The sequence below is a fragment of the Streptomyces sp. NPDC085944 genome, assembly GCF_040686295.1.
GTDB classification, from domain to species: Bacteria; Actinomycetota; Actinomycetes; order Streptomycetales; family Streptomycetaceae; genus Streptomyces; species Streptomyces salinarius.
This window is the reverse complement of record NZ_JBFBJX010000010.1, coordinates 79,841-99,558: the sequence shown is the minus strand read 5'-3', so window position 1 is coordinate 99,558 and position 19,718 is coordinate 79,841. Positions and strand designations below refer to the sequence as shown.

17 protein-coding genes and 1 riboswitch are annotated in these 19,718 nt (G+C 70.0%); of the genes, 7 read left to right on the top strand and 10 right to left on the bottom strand.

Translation table 11 applies throughout. The annotated features are described in order from the left end of the window. Nucleotides 1–173: 173 nt before the first annotated feature. The 4 genes from AB0P07_RS20915 to AB0P07_RS20900 all read right to left on the bottom strand — a co-directional run bounded on the left by AB0P07_RS20915 (nt 174) and on the right by AB0P07_RS20900 (nt 4,975). Nucleotides 174–1,664 (bottom strand): glycoside hydrolase family 3 N-terminal domain-containing protein, encoded by a 1,491-nt coding sequence (locus AB0P07_RS20915; RefSeq protein WP_365552618.1) that lies wholly within the window; start codon nt 1,662–1,664, stop codon nt 174–176. A gap of 6 nt (nt 1,665–1,670) precedes the next feature. After that, complete coding sequence (locus AB0P07_RS20910; protein ID WP_365552616.1) at nt 1,671–2,546, bottom strand: carbohydrate ABC transporter permease; 876 nt, start codon at nt 2,544–2,546, stop codon at nt 1,671–1,673. Further along, the gene (locus tag AB0P07_RS20905; RefSeq protein ID WP_365552614.1) at nt 2,543–3,535 is read right to left on the bottom strand and encodes a sugar ABC transporter permease; all 993 of its coding nucleotides are present in this window, start codon (nt 3,533–3,535) and stop codon (nt 2,543–2,545) included. The genes AB0P07_RS20910 and AB0P07_RS20905 overlap by 4 nt, the downstream gene beginning before the upstream one ends. Nucleotides 3,536–3,673: 138 nt before the next feature. Continuing rightward, entirely contained in the window at nt 3,674–4,975 is a 1,302-nt protein-coding gene (locus tag AB0P07_RS20900) for a sugar ABC transporter substrate-binding protein (RefSeq protein ID WP_365552612.1), read from the bottom strand. Between the two features lie 453 nt (nt 4,976–5,428). On the opposite strand from AB0P07_RS20900, the gene AB0P07_RS20895 reads away from it, so the two are divergent. The 6 genes from AB0P07_RS20895 (at nt 5,429) to AB0P07_RS20870 (ending at nt 12,584) form a co-directional block, all read left to right on the top strand. After that, on the top strand, nt 5,429–6,193 hold the full coding sequence (locus tag AB0P07_RS20895) for a GntR family transcriptional regulator (protein ID WP_003973740.1): 765 nt from the start codon (nt 5,429–5,431) through the stop codon (nt 6,191–6,193). A 158-nt stretch (nt 6,194–6,351) separates the two neighbouring features. Continuing rightward, on the top strand, nt 6,352–6,639 hold the full coding sequence (locus AB0P07_RS20890) for a DUF3311 domain-containing protein (protein WP_365552610.1): 288 nt from the start codon (nt 6,352–6,354) through the stop codon (nt 6,637–6,639). Continuing rightward, entirely contained in the window at nt 6,636–8,246 is a 1,611-nt protein-coding gene (gene mctP / locus AB0P07_RS20885; RefSeq protein WP_365552608.1) for a monocarboxylate uptake permease MctP, read from the top strand. Before AB0P07_RS20890 ends, mctP begins: the two co-directional genes overlap by 4 nt. A gap of 73 nt (nt 8,247–8,319) precedes the next feature. Then, complete coding sequence (locus AB0P07_RS20880; protein ID WP_365552606.1) at nt 8,320–8,826, top strand: GNAT family N-acetyltransferase; 507 nt, start codon at nt 8,320–8,322, stop codon at nt 8,824–8,826. Nucleotides 8,827–8,919: 93 nt separating this feature from the next. Continuing rightward, nucleotides 8,920–9,017, top strand: a riboswitch (cobalamin riboswitch). A gap of 145 nt (nt 9,018–9,162) precedes the next feature. Beyond that, the gene (locus AB0P07_RS20875; RefSeq protein WP_365552605.1) at nt 9,163–11,571 is read left to right on the top strand and encodes a ribonucleoside-diphosphate reductase subunit alpha; all 2,409 of its coding nucleotides are present in this window, start codon (nt 9,163–9,165) and stop codon (nt 11,569–11,571) included. Continuing rightward, nucleotides 11,571–12,584 carry a ribonucleotide-diphosphate reductase subunit beta gene (locus AB0P07_RS20870; RefSeq protein WP_365552603.1) on the top strand — a complete coding sequence of 338 codons (1,014 nt, stop codon included), beginning with the start codon at nt 11,571–11,573 and terminating at the stop codon, nt 12,582–12,584. Before AB0P07_RS20875 ends, AB0P07_RS20870 begins: the two co-directional genes overlap by 1 nt. On the opposite strand, the gene AB0P07_RS20865 is transcribed toward AB0P07_RS20870, so the two are convergent. Beyond that, nucleotides 12,497–12,760, bottom strand: coding sequence for a hypothetical protein (locus tag AB0P07_RS20865; protein ID WP_365552601.1), 264 nt, complete (start codon nt 12,758–12,760; stop codon nt 12,497–12,499). The two genes, AB0P07_RS20870 and AB0P07_RS20865, sit on opposite strands and share 88 nt — an antisense overlap. 92 nt (nt 12,761–12,852) lie before the next feature. On the opposite strand from AB0P07_RS20865, the gene AB0P07_RS20860 reads away from it, so the two are divergent. Beyond that, the gene (locus AB0P07_RS20860; protein ID WP_365552599.1) at nt 12,853–13,821 is read left to right on the top strand and encodes a helix-turn-helix domain-containing protein; all 969 of its coding nucleotides are present in this window, start codon (nt 12,853–12,855) and stop codon (nt 13,819–13,821) included. 15 nt (nt 13,822–13,836) lie between these two features. On the opposite strand, the gene AB0P07_RS20855 is transcribed toward AB0P07_RS20860, so the two are convergent. From AB0P07_RS20855 to AB0P07_RS20835, 5 genes are all read right to left on the bottom strand, one after another. Continuing rightward, a complete protein-coding gene (locus AB0P07_RS20855; protein WP_365552597.1) occupies nt 13,837–15,222 on the bottom strand; it encodes a cytochrome P450 in 1,386 nt (461 codons plus the stop codon). Further along, entirely contained in the window at nt 15,219–16,304 is a 1,086-nt protein-coding gene (gene cyc1, locus AB0P07_RS20850) for an epi-isozizaene synthase (protein WP_365552926.1), read from the bottom strand. The genes AB0P07_RS20855 and cyc1 overlap by 4 nt, the downstream gene beginning before the upstream one ends. A 259-nt stretch (nt 16,305–16,563) precedes the next feature. Continuing rightward, the gene (gene def / locus AB0P07_RS20845; RefSeq protein WP_365552595.1) at nt 16,564–17,214 is read right to left on the bottom strand and encodes a peptide deformylase; all 651 of its coding nucleotides are present in this window, start codon (nt 17,212–17,214) and stop codon (nt 16,564–16,566) included. An 80-nt stretch (nt 17,215–17,294) separates the two neighbouring features. After that, nucleotides 17,295–18,275, bottom strand: coding sequence for a hypothetical protein (locus AB0P07_RS20840; protein ID WP_102930966.1), 981 nt, complete (start codon nt 18,273–18,275; stop codon nt 17,295–17,297). A 113-nt stretch (nt 18,276–18,388) separates the two neighbouring features. Continuing rightward, a complete protein-coding gene (locus tag AB0P07_RS20835; RefSeq protein WP_365552924.1) occupies nt 18,389–19,603 on the bottom strand; it encodes a metal-dependent phosphohydrolase in 1,215 nt (404 codons plus the stop codon). Nucleotides 19,604–19,718: the final 115 nt, after the last annotated feature.

Genomic DNA, 19,718 nt, shown 5'->3' with positions numbered 1-19,718 from the left:
CGTACTCCCGTCGGCCCCGGCCTGCGCCCCGCGCCCGCCGCGGCGACGGCCTGTCTCTCGCATCGTCCGGACCCGCACACCCGCCCTTCGCCGGAGGCGACACGCGGCCACGCATGCCGAAGGCGCCGGCCCCGTCGGGAACCGGCGCCTTCGGTACGACGTCGGTGCGTTGGTCAGACGCCCACGACGGCCTCGGCCGCCGCCCGGCCGCAGACGCGTGCCGCGCCGTGGGTGGCCAGGTGGAGGGCGCCACGGGCCTCCGCGCGCGGGACGCCCATCTCGACGACGATCGTGTCGGGGCGGGCCGCCAGCAGGACGTCGAGTGCCGCCGCCATCCACGGGTGCCGGTGCTCGTCGCGGACGACGGCGACGATGCGCCGGGAGCCCGCCGCCGCCAGTGCCTCGCGGCCCGCGTCGGCACCGTTGAAGCTGCCGGTCTCGGTCCCCGGGAGCAGGCGGCCCAGCTCGGCGGCCACACCCCAGGGGGTCTCGTCGCCGACCGCGATGTTCGCCACCGGGGTGAACGCGGCGACGTACGCGGGCTCGGTGAGCGGCGCGGACTCCCCCGCGACGGTGACCCGCAGCGCGCGGCGGGCCGCACGCAGGCCGACGTCGCCGTCCGCGATGTCCGAACCCTGCGCGCCGGGCCGGTTCGCCGTGGTCCAGCGGGCCAGCGCCCTGACCCGCTCCGCTGCGTCGGCCAGGCGCTCTTCGGGGAGTTCGCCCGCGCGGACCGCCTCGACCAGCGCGTCGCTCAGCCGCCGTACGGTGCCCTCGTCGGACAGGCCGCCGCCCACGCAGATGGCGTCGGCGCCGGCCGCAATGGCCATGGCGGTGCCGCGTTCGATGCCGTAGGTGCCGGCGATCGCCTTCATCTCGATGCCGTCGGTGACGATGAGCCCGTCGTAGCCCAACTCGCCCCGGAGCAGGTCGGTCAGGATGCGGCGGGACAACGTCGCCGGGAGGTCCGGGTCCAGGGCCGGGACCAGGATGTGGGCGCTCATCACGGCGCGGGTGCCGGCCGCGACGGCCGCGCGGAACGGGGCCAGGTCGCGCCCGGCGAGCACGTCCGCGTCCACGTCGATGCGCGGCATGGCGTGGTGGGAGTCGATGCCCGTGTCGCCGTGGCCCGGGAAGTGCTTGGTGCAGGTGGCCACGCCCGCGGACTGCATGCCGGTGACGTAGGCCGCGGTGTGCCGGGCGACCAGGTCGGTGTCGGCGCCGAAGGAGCGTACGCCGATGACCGGGTTGTCCGGGTTGGAGTTCACGTCGGCGGACGGGGCCCAGTTGAAGTCGACACCCGCGGCGGCGAGCCGTCGGCCCAGTTCCGCGGCCACCGCCCGGGTGAGCCCGACGTCGTCCACCGCGCCGAGGGCGTGGTTGCCGGGGAAGGAGGAGCCGGTGCGCACCTCCAGTCGGGTGACGTCACCGCCTTCCTCGTCGATCGCGACCAGCACGTCCTCGCGCTCGGCGCGCAGTTGTGCGGTCAGCGCCGCCACCTGCTCGGGCGAGGTGACGTTCCGCCCGAACAGCGCGACGGAGGCCAGCCCCTCGCCGAGTCGGCGCAGCAGCCAGTCGGGGGCGGTGGTCCCGGCGAAGCCGGGCTGGAGGACGGTGAGCGCGTCGCGCGTGAGCGTGTCGGTGGCCCTGGCGAGGGTCGTCATGGGGCGCTATCCCTTCACGGCGCCGGAGGTGAGGCCGGCGGCCATCTTCTTCTGCACGATCATGAAGAAGGCCACGACGGGGATGGCGATCATCGTCGAGGCGGCCATCAGCGCGCCGTAGTCGGTGCCGTGCGAGGTGGTGAAATTCATGAGCCAGACGTTGAGCGTGTACTTGTCGTTGTCCTGCAGCACGATGTAGGCGAGCAGGTATTCGTTCCAGGCGTTGATCAGGGAGAAGATCGACGCGGCGGCGAGACCGGGGGCGAGCAGCGGGAACACCACGCGCCAGAAGGCGCCCATGCGGGAGCAGCCGTCGACCATCGCGGCCTCCTCCAGCTCCAGCGGGATGTTCACGACGAACCCGCGAATCATCCAGGTGGCGAACGGCAGCGTGGTGACGAGGTAGATGACGATGACGCCCCAGTACTCGTTGATCGCCCCCAGGTCGTTCAGCTGGATGTAGAGGGGGATCAGCATCGCCGTGGGCGGCAGCAGCTGCACCACGAGCAGCACGATCATGAACGCCTTGCGGCCGGCGAACCGGAACCGGCCGATCGCGAAGGCGGCGATCGTGGAGAGCACCATGGCACCGAGGACGGCGGTCACACAGATGATGAGGCTGGACTGGATGGCGGTGCCGAAGTTCGGCGCGTCGATCGCCCGGCGGAAGTTGTCGAAGGTGACGGAGTTCGGCCAGAGCTTCTGGTCGTAGGAGCGGATCTCGTTGTTGGGGCGCAGCGCGCTCACCACGAGCCAGTAGACCGGGAAGGCCATCACCACGAAGGTGACGACACCCACGAGGTTGTAGACGTGCCGGCTGCGCTTCTTGCGGTCGGGCCGGTACTCGGGCGCCGTGGCGCCGGGGGCTGTCGTCTCGCTCACTCGACCTCTCCGATCTTGAGCAGCTGGCGCAGGTAGTAGACGGCGACGCCGGAGAGGAGCAGCACGGTGATCAGGGCGATGGCGGCGCCCTGGCTGAAGCTGTTCGACTCGAAGGCCTTCTCGTACGAGTAGAGGCCGAGCAGGTTGTACTCCTCCTCCGGCTTGTTGCCGCGCATCAGGAAGACCTGGCCGAAGACGTTGAAGTCCCAGATCACCGAGAGCGTGGCCACCATCTGGAAAACGGGCTTGATCACCGGCCAGGTCACGTAGCGGAACACGCCGATGCGCCCGGCGCCGTCCAGCTCCGCGGCCTCCTCCAGCTCGCTCGGCACCTGGGTGAAGGCGGCGTACAGGGTGACGGTGACGAACGGCACGGCCCCCCACACCACCACAGCACCGATCATGAGGAAGCCCTGCTTCGGGTCGAGCCACCAGTTGTGGCCCTGGAAGTCGAGGCCCAGGTACTCGGTGAGCACCATGTTGGCGACGCCGTAGTCGGAGTCGGCGAACCAGCGGAAGATCGAGGTGGCGACCAGCAGGGGCAGCGACCAGGCCGCGATCAGGGCGCCGGTGAGCAGCAGGCGCACCGCCTTGGTCATGCGCTGCATGGAGTGGGCGAGGAAGAGGCCGATGGCCAGCGTGCTGACGACGCACACCACCATGAACAGCACGGTGCGCCACACGACGTCGTAGAACTCGCCGTCGCCGAGGATGTTGGTGAACTGGTCGAAGCCGACCCAGTCGGCGGCCTGACCGGTCCACAGTTCCCGTCGGCCCACGTCCTGGAAGGACATGATCACGGTCTTGATCAGCGGCCAGACGAACACCGCGGCGAGGGCCACGACAGCCGGCGCGATCAGCAGATAGGGCAGCAACGGCCCGTTCGTCCACCGGCTCCGCCGGGGTGCGGACGGTGCCGGGCCGTCACCGCGAGGCGGCCGCGAGGCGGACACCTCCGGGCCGGCTGTCTTGATGTCGGCGGCACTCACTGTGCTGGCCTTCCGTTCGAAGGGTTCTGCATCGAGTCGGCGGCCGGCACGCCCAAGGCGGCCGGCCGTCCAACCGGCCTTGTCCGGCGGCGCGGCCGGACAAGGCACCGGAGGTCAACGAGGTTCGAGCGGGGAGGCTCAGGAGGCCTCGTTGATCAGAGAGTTGATCTCCGCGTCGGCAGCCTTGGTGGCGTCGGCGACCGACTTGCCCTTGAGGATGTCGAGGAGCATCGTCTCGAGCGTCTCCTTCTTCTCGATCGCGGACCAGCCCGGCGCGATCGGGGTGAACCAGGCGTCCGGGACCGCGTTGGCGATCGGCGCCGTCTCGGGCTTGGCCTTCAGCGGCTCGAGCTGCTTGGTGTTGTTCGGCAGGATGTTCTTCTCGGCCAGGGCGGCCTGGGACTTCTCGTTGGTGAACAACGAGATCCACTCCTGACCCAGGTCCTGCTGGTCGGACTTGGAGACGGTCGCGAGGTCGGAACCGCCGATGAAGGACGGAAGGGCCTTGCCCTCCGGACCGGGCATGCCGGCCGTGGCGATCTTGTCCTTCAGCTTGGGGTTGCCGTTCGTCTTGGAGTCGACGACGCTGCCGGCTTCCCAGGCGTTGCCGTAGAGAAGAGCGGTCTTCTCGTTGGCCATGACGTTGGCGTGGTCCTGCTCGTCCTTCGTCTGGTCACCGTGGTTGTACTTCTTGACCAGGTCGATGAAGTGCTGGATGCCCTTCTGCGCCTCGGGCGTGGACAGGGCGGCCTTCCACTCCTTGCTGCCCTCGTCGTAGGTGGCGATCTCACCGCCGTAGGCGGCCACGTAGGACATGGCGGCGTACCAGTAACGGCCCGGCAGGTACAGCGCGGAGAACGCGTTGTCCTTCTTGTACTTGTCCTGGACCTTGTCGAGCGCCTTGAGCAGCTCGTCCTCGGTCTTCGGCAGCTGGTCGGAGCCCGTGCCGGCCTTGAACATGTCCTTGTTGTAGATGGCCACGCGGGCACCCGCGTAGTACGGGACGCAGTAGAGCTTGCCCTCGTAGGAACAGGTGTCCTTGAGGCCCTCGATCCAGGTGTCCGAGTTGTCGTACTTCTTGGCGTCGATCTCGCCGAGGGCGCCGTTGAGGATGTACGTCATGGTCTCGGTGTTGCCGAGTTCGACCACGTCGGGGAAGGAGTCGCCGGAGAGGGCGGCGTCGAGCTTCTTGGTCTTGTCGCCCCACTGCTGGTACTGGACGTTGACCTTGACCCCGGGGTACTTCTTGTTGAACTCGGTGTTGGCCTGCTTGACCAGCTCGGGCCAGCTGCTCTGAGCGTCCACCATCAGCCAGACGGTGAGTTCGCCCTTGCGGTCCTTCGGGTCCTGCTTGGACGCTTCGTCGTCCGAGCCTCCGCACGCCGCGATGCTTGCCATCATGCCCGCGATACCGATCGCGGCTATCAGCTTGCGCTTCACGCCACCCTCCTCAGGGATGCCACAAACCCCCCTGCCTCCCTGCGGTTCAAGCGTGAACGCGTACCGCTCCTGGGGCCGGGACCTGGACCAATGGTGTAGACCAGTAGGGGGAGCTTGGCCCAGACCAATAGGCCTGTCAAGGGTGTTCAAACCCAGTCGGTCCGTCCGTGATGCGACCGAGATATGCAGGGACCTTTCATTGCGCAAGCGACAGAACGGGCGCACGGGGACCGGGTGTACCACCCCCCACCGAATGGCGCGCCGACTGCCCTCCGAACGCGCGTACCAGCGGCGTCCGGCCCCGCTATGGACTAGACCAAGGGTGTTCCCGCGGGTATACAGAAGGGATCACGGAGCGTGCGGGGGCCATCCCGGCACGAAGCCGTGCCACGATGTGAGCCGTGGCCGACAGGGAAGCGGTCGCTTCGGCACCCGGAGCCGGGAAGGCAGAGCATGAGCACCGACGTCAGCAGTGCGGAGAACGAGGGTGGGGCGACCGTCCGTACCGCGCGCGTGCCCAAGTACTACCGTCTGAAGAAGCATCTGCTCGACATGACCCGGACCCAGACGCCGGGTACACCGGTCCCGCCCGAGCGCACGCTGGCCGCCGAGTTCGACACCTCGCGCACGACGGTGCGCCAGGCCCTGCAGGAACTGGTCGTCGAGGGCCGCCTGGAGCGCATCCAGGGCAAGGGCACCTTCGTCGCCAAGCCCAAGGTGTCGCAGGCGCTGCAACTCACCTCCTACACCGAGGACATGCGGGCCCAGGGCCTCGAACCCACCTCGCAGCTGCTGGACATCGGCTACATCACCGCCGACGACCGGCTCGCCGGGCTGCTGGACATCACGGCCGGCGGCCGGGTGCTGCGCATCGAGCGGCTGCGCATGGCCAACGGCGAGCCGATGGCGATCGAGACCACCCACCTCAGCGCGAAGCGCTTCCCGGCACTGCGCCGCTCGCTGGTGAAGTACACGTCCCTCTACACCGCGCTCGCCGAGGTGTACGACGTCCACCTCGCCGAGGCCGAGGAGACCATCGAGACCTCCCTGGCCACCCCGCGCGAGGCCGGCCTGCTCGGCACCGACGTCGGCCTGCCCATGCTGATGCTCTCCCGGCACTCGCAGGACCGCACCGGTCAGCCGGTGGAATGGGTCCGCTCGGTGTACCGGGGCGACCGCTACAAGTTCGTGGCCCGCCTCAAGCGCCCCCAGGACTAGGAACCGCTCCCGGCGCATACCCGGTATTTCCCCCCACGCGCGGGCGCGAAGTTGCGGTTGAGGACCGATATACGGACGAGGTCTTCCGCTGTCTTGACGCCGTCACCTACATTTCGTGCGCACTGCACGAGGTGATCAGCGAGGGGACGGAGCCGCGCATGTCAGAAGACACAGAAGTGAGCAGAGAGCCGGTGGTGACGCCGGTGCGCGTCGTCATCGGGCTCTGTCTCGTCGCACCGTTCGTGGCCATGCTCTGGGTCGGTTCGTACACGAAGACGGACCCGGCCTTCATCGGCATCCCGTTCTTCTACTGGTACCAGATGGCCTGGGTGCTGATCTCCACCCTGCTCACGGTCACCGCGTACAAGCTGTGGCAGCGCGACCAGCGCGGACGCGCCGCCGCCCACTCCGCTCCCACTGCTTCGAAGGGCGGTGAGTCGCGATGAACGACGGCGTGAACGGCGTCGCACTCGCCGTCTTCATCTTCTTCTTCGTCCTCGTCACCGCCATGGGCTTCCTGGCCGCCCGCTGGCGCAAGGCCGAGAACGAGCACAGCCTCGACGAGTGGGGCCTGGGCGGCCGCTCGTTCGGCACCTGGGTCACCTGGTTCCTGCTGGGCGGCGACCTGTACACCGCGTACACCTTCGTGGCCGTTCCGGCGGCGATCTACGCGGCGGGCGCGTCCGGCTTCTTCGCGGTGCCGTACACGATCCTGGTCTACCCGCTGATCTTCACCTTCCTGCCCCGCCTGTGGTCGGTCTCCCACAAGCACGGGTACGTGACGACCTCGGACTTCGTGCGCGGCCGGTTCGGCTCCAAGGGCCTGTCGCTGGCGGTGGCCGTGACCGGCATCCTGGCGACCATGCCGTACATCGCGCTCCAGTTGGTCGGCATCCAGGCCGTCCTCGACGTGATGGGCGTCGGCGGCGGCGAGGACACCAACTGGTTCGTCAAGGACCTGCCGCTGCTGATCGCCTTCGGTGTGCTCGCGGCGTACACCTACTCGTCGGGACTGCGCGCGCCCGCGCTGATCGCGTTCGTGAAGGACACGCTGATCTACATCGTCATCGCGGTGGCGATCATCTACATCCCGATCAAGCTGGGCGGCTTCGACGACATCTTCGCGTCGGCGAGCGAGAAGTTCACCGAGTCGGGCAAGGGCGGGGTGGTACCGGCCGCGGGGGGCCAGTGGACGTACGCGACCCTGGCGCTCGGCTCGGCACTGGCGCTGTTCATGTACCCGCACTCGATCACCGCCACGCTGTCCTCGCGCAGCCGTGAGGTGATCCGCCGCAACACCACGATCCTGCCGCTGTACTCGCTGATGCTGGGCCTGCTGGCACTCCTCGGCTTCATGGCGATCGCGGCCGGGGTCAAGGTGGAGAACGGCCAGCTGGCGATTCCGCAGCTGTTCGAGAACATGTTCCCGGACTGGTTCGCGGGCGTGGCCTTCGCGGCGATCGGCATCGGCGCCCTGGTTCCGGCGGCGATCATGTCCATCGCGGCCGCGAACCTCTTCACCCGCAACATCTACAAGGACTTCATCAAGCCGGACGCCACGCCGCAGCAGGAGACCAAGGTCTCCAAGCTGGTGTCGCTCCTGGTGAAGGTGGGCGCGCTGATCTTCGTCCTGGGCATGGACAAGACCGTCGCGATCAACTTCCAGCTGCTGGGCGGCATCTGGATCCTGCAGACCTTCCCGGCCCTGGTCGGCGGCCTGTTCACCCGCTGGTTCCACCGCTGGGCGCTGCTCGGCGGCTGGGCGGTCGGCATGGTGTACGGCACGGCCGCCGCATACGGTGTTGCCTCGCCGACGCAGGCGCACTTCGGCGGCTCCTCCAAGGAGATCCCCGGCATCGGCGAGATCGGCTACATCGGCCTCACCGCCTTCGTGTTGAACGTCCTGGTCACCGTGGTCCTGACCTTCGTCCTGAGGGCGGTCAAGGCGCCGGACGGCGTCGACGAGACCCAGCCGGGCGACTACACGGCGGACGCCGGCGACCCTGGCGTCCAGGTGGAACTGCCGCCGGCCACGGCGGGCAGCTCGCACTAGCGGCGCTCTCTTCAGCGGGCCGCCGGAGAAATCCGGCGGCCCGTTGTCGTATCCGTGGGGCACACTCGGCGGCATGGACTTCGTGATCCGGCAGGCGACGGCCGAGGAGTACGACACCCTCGGCGAGATCACCGCGCAGGCCTACCTGCGCGACGGGCTCCTCGACTTCGGGGAGAGCGACTCGTACCTGGACGAGCTGCGGAACGTGGCAAAGCGCGCCGCGGCCGCGGAGGTGCTGGTCGCCGCGACGGACGGCCGGGTGCTCGGCGGCGTGACCTTCGTGCCGCCCGGCGGCCCCATGGCGGACATCGCGCGCGCCGGCGAGGCCGAGATACGCATGCTCGCCGTCGCCCGCGAGGCACGCGGCCGCGGGGCCGGCGAGGCCCTCGTACGGGCCTGCGTCGACCGCGCCCGGACGGTGGCCGGTTGCACGGGCCTCGTGCTGTCGACACAGGCCGCCATGCGCACCGCGCACCGCCTCTACGAGCGCCTGGGCTTCGTCCGCACGCCCGACCGCGACTGGAACCCCCTGCCGGAGCTGGACGACATCATGCTGCTCGCCTACGAACTGACGCTGTGAACCCGAAGCGGTGAACTGACGCGCTGGCACAACATCTGGGGGTGCTGGCGAAGCCCGGCACAAGATGTATGCTCATGCTCGCTGTCGCCGCAGGGGAATCCGGTGCGAATCCGGAACTGTCCCGCAACGGTGTACTTGCGTGCATCCGTACGTCTCCGCGCGTGCGCGCACGCCTGTCCAGTCCGAGGACCTGCCGACAGTGCGCCCGGCCGCCTTGGCCCGGGTGCCATGACGTCCGGGCCTCGTGGAGTGGGCCGGTGGACGCGACGCCGTGCGCGCTCGTGAGCTGCCCCCTGCCCTCCCTGAGGCCCCGTGCCGAGCGAGGGAGTGCTCCACGTGACCATCGCGCCAGCGGACCCGGCTTCAGCGAAAGCGGTGACGGCTCCGGCCGCCCCTGGGTCCGACGACCCCACCACCGGGGAACCCGACGGACCCGGTGCCACCCTGCTGCGGACCCTGACCGGGCTGACCGCCGACCTCCCCGGCGCCGACCCCGGCCGGGTGGCCGCCGCCGCGCTGCGCGGCCGGTCCGCCCACGCCGACGAGGCCGAGCTGCGCGAGCTGGCCACCGAGGCGGCCGCCGGCCTGATCTCCGAGGACCCGGTCTACTCCCGGCTGGCCGCCCGGCTGCTGACCATCGGCATCCGCGCCGAGGCCGCCTCCCAGGGCGTCGTGACGTTCACCGACTCGGTCGCCACCGGCCATCGCGAGGGCCTGATCGCCGACCGCACGGCCGCCTTCGTACGGCAGCACGCGGACCGCCTGGACGCGCTGATCGACCCGGACGCCGACGACCGCTTCGGCTACTTCGGACTGCGCACCCTGTACAGCCGCTACCTGCTCCGCCACCCGATCACCCGCAAGGCCGTCGAGACGCCCCAGCACTTCCTGCTCCGGGTCGCCGCCGGACTCGCCGAGGACGACACCGCGCGGTCCGTGGACGAGGTCGCCGCCCTGTACGGCCTGATGAGCCGCCTGGACTACCTGCCCTCCTCCCCCACCCTGTTCAACTCCGGCACCCGGCACGCCCAGATGTCGTCCTGCTACCTCCTGGACTCCCCCAAGGACGAGCTGGACTCCCTCTACGACCGCCTCCACCAGGTCGCCCGCCTGTCCAAGCACGCCGGCGGCATCGGCATCGCCTACTCCCGCGTCCGCGCCCGGGGTTCGCTGATCCGCGGCACCAACGGGCACTCCAACGGCATCGTCCCGTTCCTGAAGACGCTGGACGCCTCGGTGGCCGCCGTGAACCAGGGCGGCCGGCGCAAGGGCGCGGCGGCGGTCTACCTGGAGACCTGGCACGCGGACGTCGAGGAGTTCCTGGAGCTGCGGGACAACACCGGCGAGGACGCCCGCCGGACGCACAACCTGAACCTCGCGCACTGGATCCCGGACGAGTTCATGCGCCGCGTGGACGCGGACGGGACCTGGTCGCTGTTCTCCCCCGCCGACGTGCCGGAGCTGACCGACCTGTGGGGCGAGGAGTTCGACGCCGCCTACCGCAGGGCGGAGGAGGCCGGGCTCGCCCGCCGGACGCTGCCCGCCCGCGAGCTGTACGGCCGCATGATGCGCACCCTCGCGCAGACCGGCAACGGCTGGATGACCTTCAAGGACACCGCCAACCGCACCGCGAACCAGACCGCGACGCCCGGTCACGTCGTCCACTCCTCCAACCTCTGCACGGAGATCCTGGAGGTCACCGACGACGGGGAGACGGCGGTCTGCAACCTGGGCTCGGTCAACCTCGGCGCCTTCGTCGACCCCGCGGGGGGCGACATGGACTGGGAGCGCCTGGACGCCACCGTGCGCACCGCGGTCACGTTCCTGGACCGGGTCGTCGACATCAACTTCTACCCGACCGAGCAGGCGGGCCGCTCCAACGCCCACTGGCGCCCGGTCGGCCTCGGCGCGATGGGCCTCCAGGACGTCTTCTTCCGGCTGCGCCTGCCCTTCGACTCCCCCGAGGCGAAGAGCCTGTCCACCCGCATCGCCGAGCGGATCATGCTCGCCGCGTACGAGACCTCCGCCGACCTCGCCGAGCGGAACGGTCCGCTGCCGGCCTGGGAGAAGACCCGCACGGCCCGGGGTGTGCTGCACCCGGACCACTACGCCGTGGCGCCCGCCTGGCCGGAGCGCTGGGCCGCGCTGCGCGAGCGCATGGCGACGACCGGGCTGCGCAACTCCCTGCTCCTGGCCATCGCGCCGACCGCGACCATCGCCTCCATCGCCGGTGTCTACGAGTGCATCGAGCCGCAGGTCTCCAACCTGTTCAAGCGCGAGACGCTGTCCGGCGAGTTCCTTCAGGTCAACTCCTACCTGGTGGACGACCTCAAGCGGCTCGGCGTGTGGGACGCCCGCACCCGTGAGGCGCTGCGCGAGGCGAACGGCTCGGTGCAGGGCTTCTCCTGGATCCCCGAGGACGTGCGCGCGCTGTACCGCACCGCCTGGGAGATCCCGCAGCGCGGCCTGATCGACATGGCGGCCGCCCGCACCCCGTACCTCGACCAGGCCCAGTCGCTGAACCTTTTCCTGGAGACGCCGACCATCGGCAAGCTCTCCTCGATGTACGCCTACGCCTGGAAGCAGGGCCTGAAGACCACGTACTACCTGCGCTCCCGCCCGGCGACCCGGATCGCCCGCGCCGCGTCCCGAGCCACCGCCCCCGTCCCCGTGCAGGCCGCCGCGGACCCCGCTGCGGTCGCCTGCTCCCTGGAAAACCCCGAGTCCTGCGAGGCCTGCCAGTAATGAACGAGACCACGAAGAACCTGCTCGACCCGGGCTTCGAGCTGACCCTGCGTCCCATGCGCTACCCCGACTTCTACGAGCGCTACCGGGACGCCATCAAGAACACCTGGCACGTCGAGGAGGTCGACCTCCACTCGGACGTCGCCGACCTGGCGAAGCTCAGCCCCGAGGAGCAGCACCTGATCGGCCGGCTGGTGGCCTTCTTCGCCACCGGCGACTCGATCGTCGCGAACAACCTGGTGCTGACGCTGTACAAGCACATCAACTCCCCCGAGGCGCGGCTGTACCTGTCCCGCCAGCTCTTCGAGGAGGCCGTGCACGTCCAGTTCTACCTGACTCTGCTGGACACCTACCTGCCCGACCCGGACGACCGGGCCGCCGCCTTCGCGGCCGTGGAGAACATCCCGTCCATCCGGGAGAAGGCCGAGTTCTGCTTCACGTGGATGGACTCGGTCGAGTCGATCGACCGGCTGGAGAGCCAAGCCGACCGGCGCCGTTTCCTGCTGAACCTGGTCTGCTTCGCCGCGTGCATCGAGGGCCTGTTCTTCTACGGTGCCTTCGCCTACGTCTACTGGTTCCGCAGCCGCGGTCTGCTGCACGGTCTGGCCACCGGCACCAACTGGGTGTTCCGGGACGAGACCATGCACATGTCCTTCGCCTTCGACGTCGTCGACACCGTGCGCAAGGAGGAGCCGGAGCTGTTCGACGACCGGCTCCAGGAGCAGGTCACCGGCATGCTGCGGGAGGCCGTCGAGGCCGAGCTGCAGTTCGCGCGCGACCTGTGCGGCGACGGCCTCCCGGGGATGAACACCGACTCGATGCGGCAGTACCTGGAGTGCGTGGCCGATCAGCGTCTGACGCGGCTCGGCTTCGCCCCGGTGTACGGCTCCGAGAACCCCTTCTCCTTCATGGAGCTGCAGGGCGTTCAGGAGTTGACCAACTTCTTCGAGCGGCGCCCCTCGGCGTACCAGGTGGCGGTGGAGGGCACGGTCGACCTGTCCGAGGACTTCTGAGTCTTCTGGGTCTCCTTCCCGTGGCGGGTCCCGGCCTCCCCCTCCTGGGCCTCCCTGATCCGGCGATCGATGCGCCGGTCGCGCACGATGCCGATCACCGAGGGGAGGATCATCAGGACGAGGAGTCCGAAGGTCGCGAGCATTCCGACGAGGCCTTCCATCTGGTTTCCGGTCATGACACCACTGTCACGCCGAAGACTCCTTACCGTCAGTGGCAGGACTGCCGTAAGACCTCGATTTCCTGCCACCACCGAGGCACACTGGCAGCATGCTGCAGAACGTGGCGGCCGTCCTGCTGGACGGTGCGCATCCCTTCGAACTCGGCGTGATCTGCGAGGTCTTCGGCATCGACCGGAGCGACGAGGGTCTGCCGGGGTACGACTTCGCGGTGGTCTCCGCGGAGGGCCCCACACTGGGCACCCACGTCGGCGGGCTGACCGTCTCCACGCCGTACGGTCTGGAGCGGCTGGAGGAGGCCGACCTGATCGCGGTCCCGGCGGGCAGCGACTTCGTCCGCCGGGAGTACCCGCCCGAGCTGCTGGACGCCCTGCGCAGGGCGACGGACCGGGGCACACGCGTGCTGAGCGTGTGCTCCGGCGTCTTCGTGCTGGGCGCCGCCGGTCTGCTGGACGGGCGGCGGTGCGCGGTGCACTGGCACCACGCGGCCGAGCTGGCCCGGCAGTACCCGCGGGCGCGGGTACTGCCCGACGTGCTCTACGTCGACGAGGACCCGGTGATCACCTCCGCCGGGACCGCCGCCGGCATCGACGCCTGCCTGCACATCGTGCGCAAGGAGCAGGGGCCGGAGGTCGCCAACCGCATCGCCCGGCGCATGGTGGTGCCGCCGCACCGGGACGGCGGCCAGGCGCAGTACATCGAACGGCCGCTGCCACGCTCCTCCTGCGACACCGTCGGCGAGGTGCTGGCCTGGATGGAACAGCACCTCGACGAGGAGGTCACCGTCGAGCAGCTGGCGGCCCGGGCGCACATGTCCCCGCGCACCTTCGCCCGCCGCTTCCAGCAGGAGACGGGCACGACTCCCTACCGCTGGATCCTGCGCCAGCGGGTGCTGCTGGCCCAGCGGTTGCTGGAAGCGACGGACGAGACGATGGACACGATCGCCTGGCGCGCCGGTTTCGGCACCGCGGCGGCCCTGAGACACCAGTTCGTCCGGACCCTGGGCACCACCCCGCACGCCTACCGGCGCGCCTTCCGGGGCCCGGAGGCCGCCGCCTGATCCGTCCCGGTCGCGTCATCGCGCCACCGGCCTGACCAGCAGGTCGTGCGGGCGCAGCGTGATGCCGACGCGTACCGCGTCGTTGGATCCCGCCACCTGCTCGAAGCGGTACTTCGTGGCGAGTGCGGCCGTGATCAGCGTGAGCTGGGCCATCGAGAAGTGGTCACTGGGGCACTTCCGCTTGCCCGCACTGAAAGGCTTCATGGCGTATTTCGGCACATTCTTCGCTCGTTCCGGGAGCCAGCGGTCCGGGTCGAACTCCAGGTTGTCGTCGTACGACTTCGGATCGCGCTGGATTGCGTACGGACTGTAGATGATGTCCGCACCGGCCGGAATGCGATAGCCACCGAGTTCACTCTCGGCCACCGCGCGCCGCGTCAATACCCATACGGCAGGGCGCAAACGCATGGCCTCCACGATGACATTGCCGGTGTGCCTGAGCTTCCGGACGTCCTCGAATGCCACGGGACGTCCGCCGGTGACCGCTTCGACTTCGTCGCGTATGCGGTCGGCATGTTCCGGATGGTCGGCAAGTGCCTGGAGCAACCACATGATCGTGGACGCGATGGTTTCACTGCCGGGGGTGAGTATCGCGACCACCTGGTCGTGGATCTCCTGTTCCCCGATCGGATCGCCATTGTCGTCCTTCGCCTCCAGCAATGCCGTGAGCAAATCGTCCGGCTTTTGACCGGATGCACGGCGCTCGGCGATGATCTCGTCGACCACCCGATGCAGATCGGCCAACGCGTCGTTGAATCGGCGGTTGGCCGGAAGCGGCAGCCGGTACAGCGGTCCGAGCGGGACCACCATGCGCCGGTACATGCCCCGGAAGACGGTGGCGAGCGCGACGCACAGCCGCTCGGCCCGCTCGTCCATGTACTGCCCGCGCAGCAGGCAGCGCGCCGCGACGCGCACGGCGACCCGGAAGGACTCGGAGGTCGCGTCGACGGTCCGTCCGGGCTGCCAGCGCTCGGTGAGCGCGTGCGCCTCCTCCTCCATGATCGGCCCGTAGGCGGGGATGGCGTCGAGCCGGAAGGCCGGCTGGATGGTGCGCCGCTGGCGGCGGTGGAGCGGGCCGTTGGCGGTGGCCACGCCCTCCTTGCCGAGCAGCCCCTCCAGCGACTCCCACAGCGGGCCGGCGATGTGGTAGTCGGGGTTCAGGGCGAGGGCGCCGGTCAGCTCCGGGTTGGTGACCGCGTAGACGGTCTTGGGGCCGAGCTTGATGCGCACGATGTCGCCGTGGTCGCGCAGCTGGGACATGAAGGCCAGCGGGTCGCGGGCCAGCCGCCAGCCGTGGCCGAGCAGCGGCACGCCGCCGCCCGCGACGGGCGGTTCGCGCAGCTCCGTTGCTCCGGGTACCGCGGGTGCGCGGGTTTCGGGGTTGACGGACTCGACGGTCATTTCTCACCTGCCGCTTCGTTGTTGACGTACGGGGGCGTGGACCGGTCGTCCCAGCTGTCGACCATGTACCGGCCGGACTCGTGGTGGAACCAGTAGACGGAACTGAACCAGTTCCGCATATTGCCGACGTTGGCCCGCACTGCGCCGCTCAGTTCCTTTCCGCGTACGGTTCCGTCGGCGAGCGAGTCGGCGAACCGTAAGGCGTCCTGCTCCACGGCAATGAATTCGGTGATGCATTCCTCGACGCGTCGCCGGACTTCTCCGATGGCTTCTTCGAGCGTGAGTGAATGATGGGTGATGAGACTGATGCCGAGATTGTGGACCTCGTCTCCCGCTATTTCCTTCGGCAGCGAGCAGAGGTCGTTGTACCAGGCGGCGAATTCCTGACTCAGCAGCGCCGCCCGGCGATATGTCGGGTGTTTCCGTACGCAGTCGGGGAGTTCGCAGCCCGAGCTCGGCTCCAGCAGGTCGGTCCAGATCCAGTGCGCGAAGGTGAGCCGGCGCAGTTCGAGGTACTCCTCGACGCCGGGCACGATTCCGCGGGTGCGGTTGTGGAATTCCCGGTCGTACGCCTCGATCACCGCGTGGAAGTGCCGGGCGAACCGGGCGTTCCAGGTGGCCGGCAGGAAGGCGTAGAGCCGCCGCACGCTGTCGGCGAACCCGGCCACCAGGGTGTCCTCGTGGTGCAGGTGGTCACCGGGTGAGTCGAGTGCTGTGTGCAGCCGGGCGCGCAGCCGCCGCCAGGCGCCGGGACGACCGTGGACGATGTCGCGGTCGTGCCGGTCGTCCCAGACGAAGAACCACGCGCTGTAGTCCGCTATCGCCTGCATGACCTCGTCGGGGGCGCCCAGGTAGTAGCCCGCCATGAGGTCCGTGTAGCACAGGCCGTCGGCATATTCCTCGACCTTGTCCGCCGGCATGAGCCGCTTTTCGAGCAGCCAGGCGCGGGTGGCCTCCTGAAGCCTGGGCCAATACGGGTGCAGTTGCCGGGGAAATGCCGCCTCGATCACCGGAAGACGAAGCGATGACGGTACTGCGATCGCGGTCGGTGTCGCTGTGGTGCCGTGTGAGAAAGCATGCACGAACAAACCCCTCTCAGCCGCCGGTGGCGCACCCCTCTCCCTGAGCGGGGCGTGCGCCGTTGCGTATCCCCGCACTTCCCATTCAGCACCACAAGTGACCGTTCTGGGAACGGATTTGCTTCATTCACTACCCCCCGGTGCCGGAATTCTCCTGTTGTGTGGCGGCTTTCCATGCGCGTGCACAGACGAACGGCGCCCGCTCGGGGAAGACCCGAACAGGCGCCGCGCGCAAGGGAGATGTGGGGCAGGTGGGGCGGTGTCAGTCGTTCGCGACCACGGGGTAGCGGGGCTCGTTCTCGGCCATCTGCCGCAGCGCGTCCTTGCGTTCGCGCTTGGAGAGCCGGTCGATGTACAGGTACCCGTACAGGTGGTCCGTCTCGTGCTGCAAACACCGGGCGAAGTACCCGGTGCCGCGCACCTTGACCGGGTTGCCCTTCTCGTCCTGCCCGGTCACCTCGGCGTAGTCGGGGCGGGCGAGCGGTGCGTAGGCGGTCGGCACGGACAGGCAGCCCTCGTTGCTGTCGTCCAGGCGGCGGCGGTCGGCGGGCAGTTCGACCAGCTTGGGGTTGCAGACGACGCCGACGTGGCGGACGCCCTCGTCGTCGGGGCAGTCGTAGACGAAGACCTTCTTGGAGACGCCGATCTGGTTGGCGGCCAGGCCGACGCCCTCGGCGGTGCGCTGGCTGGCGAACATGTCGGCCACCAGCTGCTGGAACTCCTCGCCGAAGTCCGTGACGTCCTCGCACTCCTTGTGGAGCACCGGGTTGCCGACCACCGTGATGGGGCTCGAGGTGCCGCGCCCGCGCCACTCCGCCTCACGCTCCTCGCAGTCCTGGGTGTCGACGACGAACCCCTCGTCGTCCACGGGGAGCACGCCAGGGTGCTGCTGATCGGTGTCCTGCTGGGCCATGACCGACGTATGCCTTCCTCGTACAACCAAGGGTGATGCCGACTACTGCTGGAGTGTCCTGACAAAGACTACGGGGCCGCTCAGCAGACCTCTTCCAGGTCCCGCCAGTCCCGGGAATCAGGACTGTCCGCCACCCACCCGTCGAGCAGCCCCTTCACCAGCCCCGCCGGCGCGGCCACCCCGCACTCCCGCTCCGGCACCCACAGCTGCCCGTCGGTGCGGTGCCCGAGGGGCCCGGGGTGTCCCGGCTCACTGTGGTCGTGCGGGTCCAGGTGCTCGCCCTCGCCCTCGTCGGACGGCATCCGGGACTCCGAGCACATCCGGCACAGCAGCCGGACGGAGGAGGACCAGTCCTCGGCGGCGAACCCGGCGTCGGCGGCCAGCTGCTCCAGGGCGTCGCGGTCGGCCTCGGTGGCGGCCTCCAGGAGGACCACCCAGGTGGGCACGGGCGACGGCGCCCACAGCTCGATCTCGTCGAAGACGGGATAGGAGTGCCCGGCGCTGGTCGTCCGCTCCCCGTGCGGCACGCCGTCGTGCAGGACGACCTCGCCCCAGCGCCGGCCCGAGGACGGCAGCGGGATGGACAGCACCTCGACACGGGCGGGATCGAGCCGCCGCCCCCACACCACTTCGGCCTCGCCCTCCGGGGAGAGCCGCACGGCCGCGCTGCCGAGGTCCATGCCGAGCGGCTCACCGGCGTCCGTGGCGTCCCCCGGGGTGCGCAGCCCGTAGGCCTGCCAGGCCCGGCGGGCCAGCGGCCAGTCCTGGAGGGCGGTCGCGGCGATGCCGACGTTCCACCAGTCGGGGGCGCCGGCGTCCCGGTCGAGCAGCGCGACGGCGCGCAGACCGGCCGCCCTGGCCTGCTCCCAGTCGTGCCGGAACTTGTGCAGCAGAGCCAGGTTGAACCAGGACTCCGACAGCCAGGGCTCCAGGTCCGCCGCCCGCGTCAGCAGCGCGCCCGCGTCCTCGTAGCGACCGTCGCCGATCAGCGTGAACGCGCGGTCGGTGGCCTGCCGCCAGGAGGCGGAGGGCCGGTGCCGTGCCTTGCCGAAGATCCTCACGATTCCCGCCTGCCAGTTCCGTTCAGTGGGCTGGCTGTGCCTTTCGCGCCCCCGGACACCCTCTCCCGGGCATCAAACCACGTACGGCTGCGGAGGCGCTCATTACCCATGGGTTACCCAGCCGAGGGCTCGGTAAGGCTGCCCCGGGAAAGGACCCGGGCCAGCGCTTCCACCACTTCGGGAGCGTAGTCACCCGCGGTGGCCAGACGCAGCTCCTCCAGCGCCGTCAGCACACCGCCGGGGCCCGCACCCCGCGCCTTCTCCTCGTAGGCGTTCACGACCCGGACGATCCGCGCGGCGACCGGCTGCTCCCGGCACGGGTCGGCCTGCCGCTCCACCACCACCGCGACCGCCGCGTCGACGCCGGTCTGGCGGACGACGGCCCCGCCGAGCAGCGCGATCCGCCGCTGTTCGGTGACGGGCAGGTCCGCGGTGGCGCCCGCCGGGACCGGATCGACCAGGCTCAGCTGGCCGATGTCGTGCATGAGGGCCGCGTACTCCAGCACGGTCAGCTCGGCCCCGGAAAGCCCCAGGTCCCGCCCGACGGCCACCCCGAGTCCGGCGACGCGGCGGGCGTGCCCGGCCGGGGTGTACCCGGCGATCTCGGTGGCGCGGGCCAGGGAGGCGATGGTCTGCCGGTAGGTGGCCCGGACGGCCGCGTACCGGCGGTAGGAGAGCTGGGCGAGCAGCAGGGGCACGGAGAAGACGGGCAGCGCCCACAGTCCCGCGACGCTCACCGCGAGCGCCATCACCGCGCCGGTCGCGCACACCGCGGAGGTGATCCCGACCATGCCGCGCAGCTCTTCGCGCAGCAGGGGACCGAAGGGCCAGCCGGTGCGCGCGTGCGCGGGCGCGGCGGCGAGCACCGCGTCGCACAGCGTGGTCAGGGCGAGCAGCGCGATCAGGAGCAGCGCGTAGGCGGGACCGCTCCAGTAGTCGAGGACGCCCTGGTTGGACAGCGGCCGGAAGCACACCGCGGCGAACGCGACGGTGAGTACGCGCCGCGCCAGGTGGTCGAGGACGGGACCGCTGCCGCGGGCGACGTAGGGCACGCTGCCCAGCAGTGAGGCGGCGAGCACGACGGTGACGGTCTGCGCCACACCGTGGTGCGCGGGCTGCCCGGCGACGTCCCCGAGCAGCGCGTACGCCAGCGCGCCCGCGGCCCCGAGCGGCGCCGCCTCCCGGGCCTCGGCGCCGGTCCGCCGGGTCAGCTCGCCGAGGGCGACGAGGCCCCCGAAAGCGAGCGCCACGGGCCGCTGCACGGGCCCCGAGCCCAGCACGGCGGCCAGACACCCGAGCGCGACCAGCCCGGCGCAGCCGGGTACCAGGAGCAGCGCCGCCGGAGCCGGGGAACGGTGCTGTCCTCCGCTCCCGGGCCCCGGGAACGCGGCCGGGCGCCCCCGCCGCGGCGGTGACGGCGGGGAGGAGGAAGTGACCCGTGGC

Bases quoted from the DNA above. Each gene is read 5' to 3' on its own strand.
- AB0P07_RS20915 (WP_365552618.1), bottom strand. From the start codon at position 1,664: ATGACGACCCTCGCCAGGGCCACCGACACGCTCACGCGCGACGCGCTC.
- AB0P07_RS20895 (WP_003973740.1), top strand. From the start codon at position 5,429: ATGAGCACCGACGTCAGCAGTGCGGAGAACGAGGGTGGGGCGACCGTC.
- AB0P07_RS20890 (WP_365552610.1), top strand. From the start codon at position 6,352: ATGTCAGAAGACACAGAAGTGAGCAGAGAGCCGGTGGTGACGCCGGTG.
- mctP (WP_365552608.1), top strand. From the start codon at position 6,636: ATGAACGACGGCGTGAACGGCGTCGCACTCGCCGTCTTCATCTTCTTC.
- AB0P07_RS20880 (WP_365552606.1), top strand. From the start codon at position 8,320: ATGGACTTCGTGATCCGGCAGGCGACGGCCGAGGAGTACGACACCCTC.
- AB0P07_RS20870 (WP_365552603.1), top strand. From the start codon at position 11,571: ATGAACGAGACCACGAAGAACCTGCTCGACCCGGGCTTCGAGCTGACC.
- AB0P07_RS20865 (WP_365552601.1), bottom strand. From the start codon at position 12,760: ATGACCGGAAACCAGATGGAAGGCCTCGTCGGAATGCTCGCGACCTTC.
- AB0P07_RS20860 (WP_365552599.1), top strand. From the start codon at position 12,853: ATGCTGCAGAACGTGGCGGCCGTCCTGCTGGACGGTGCGCATCCCTTC.
- AB0P07_RS20855 (WP_365552597.1), bottom strand. From the start codon at position 15,222: ATGACCGTCGAGTCCGTCAACCCCGAAACCCGCGCACCCGCGGTACCC.
- def (WP_365552595.1), bottom strand. From the start codon at position 17,214: ATGGCCCAGCAGGACACCGATCAGCAGCACCCTGGCGTGCTCCCCGTG.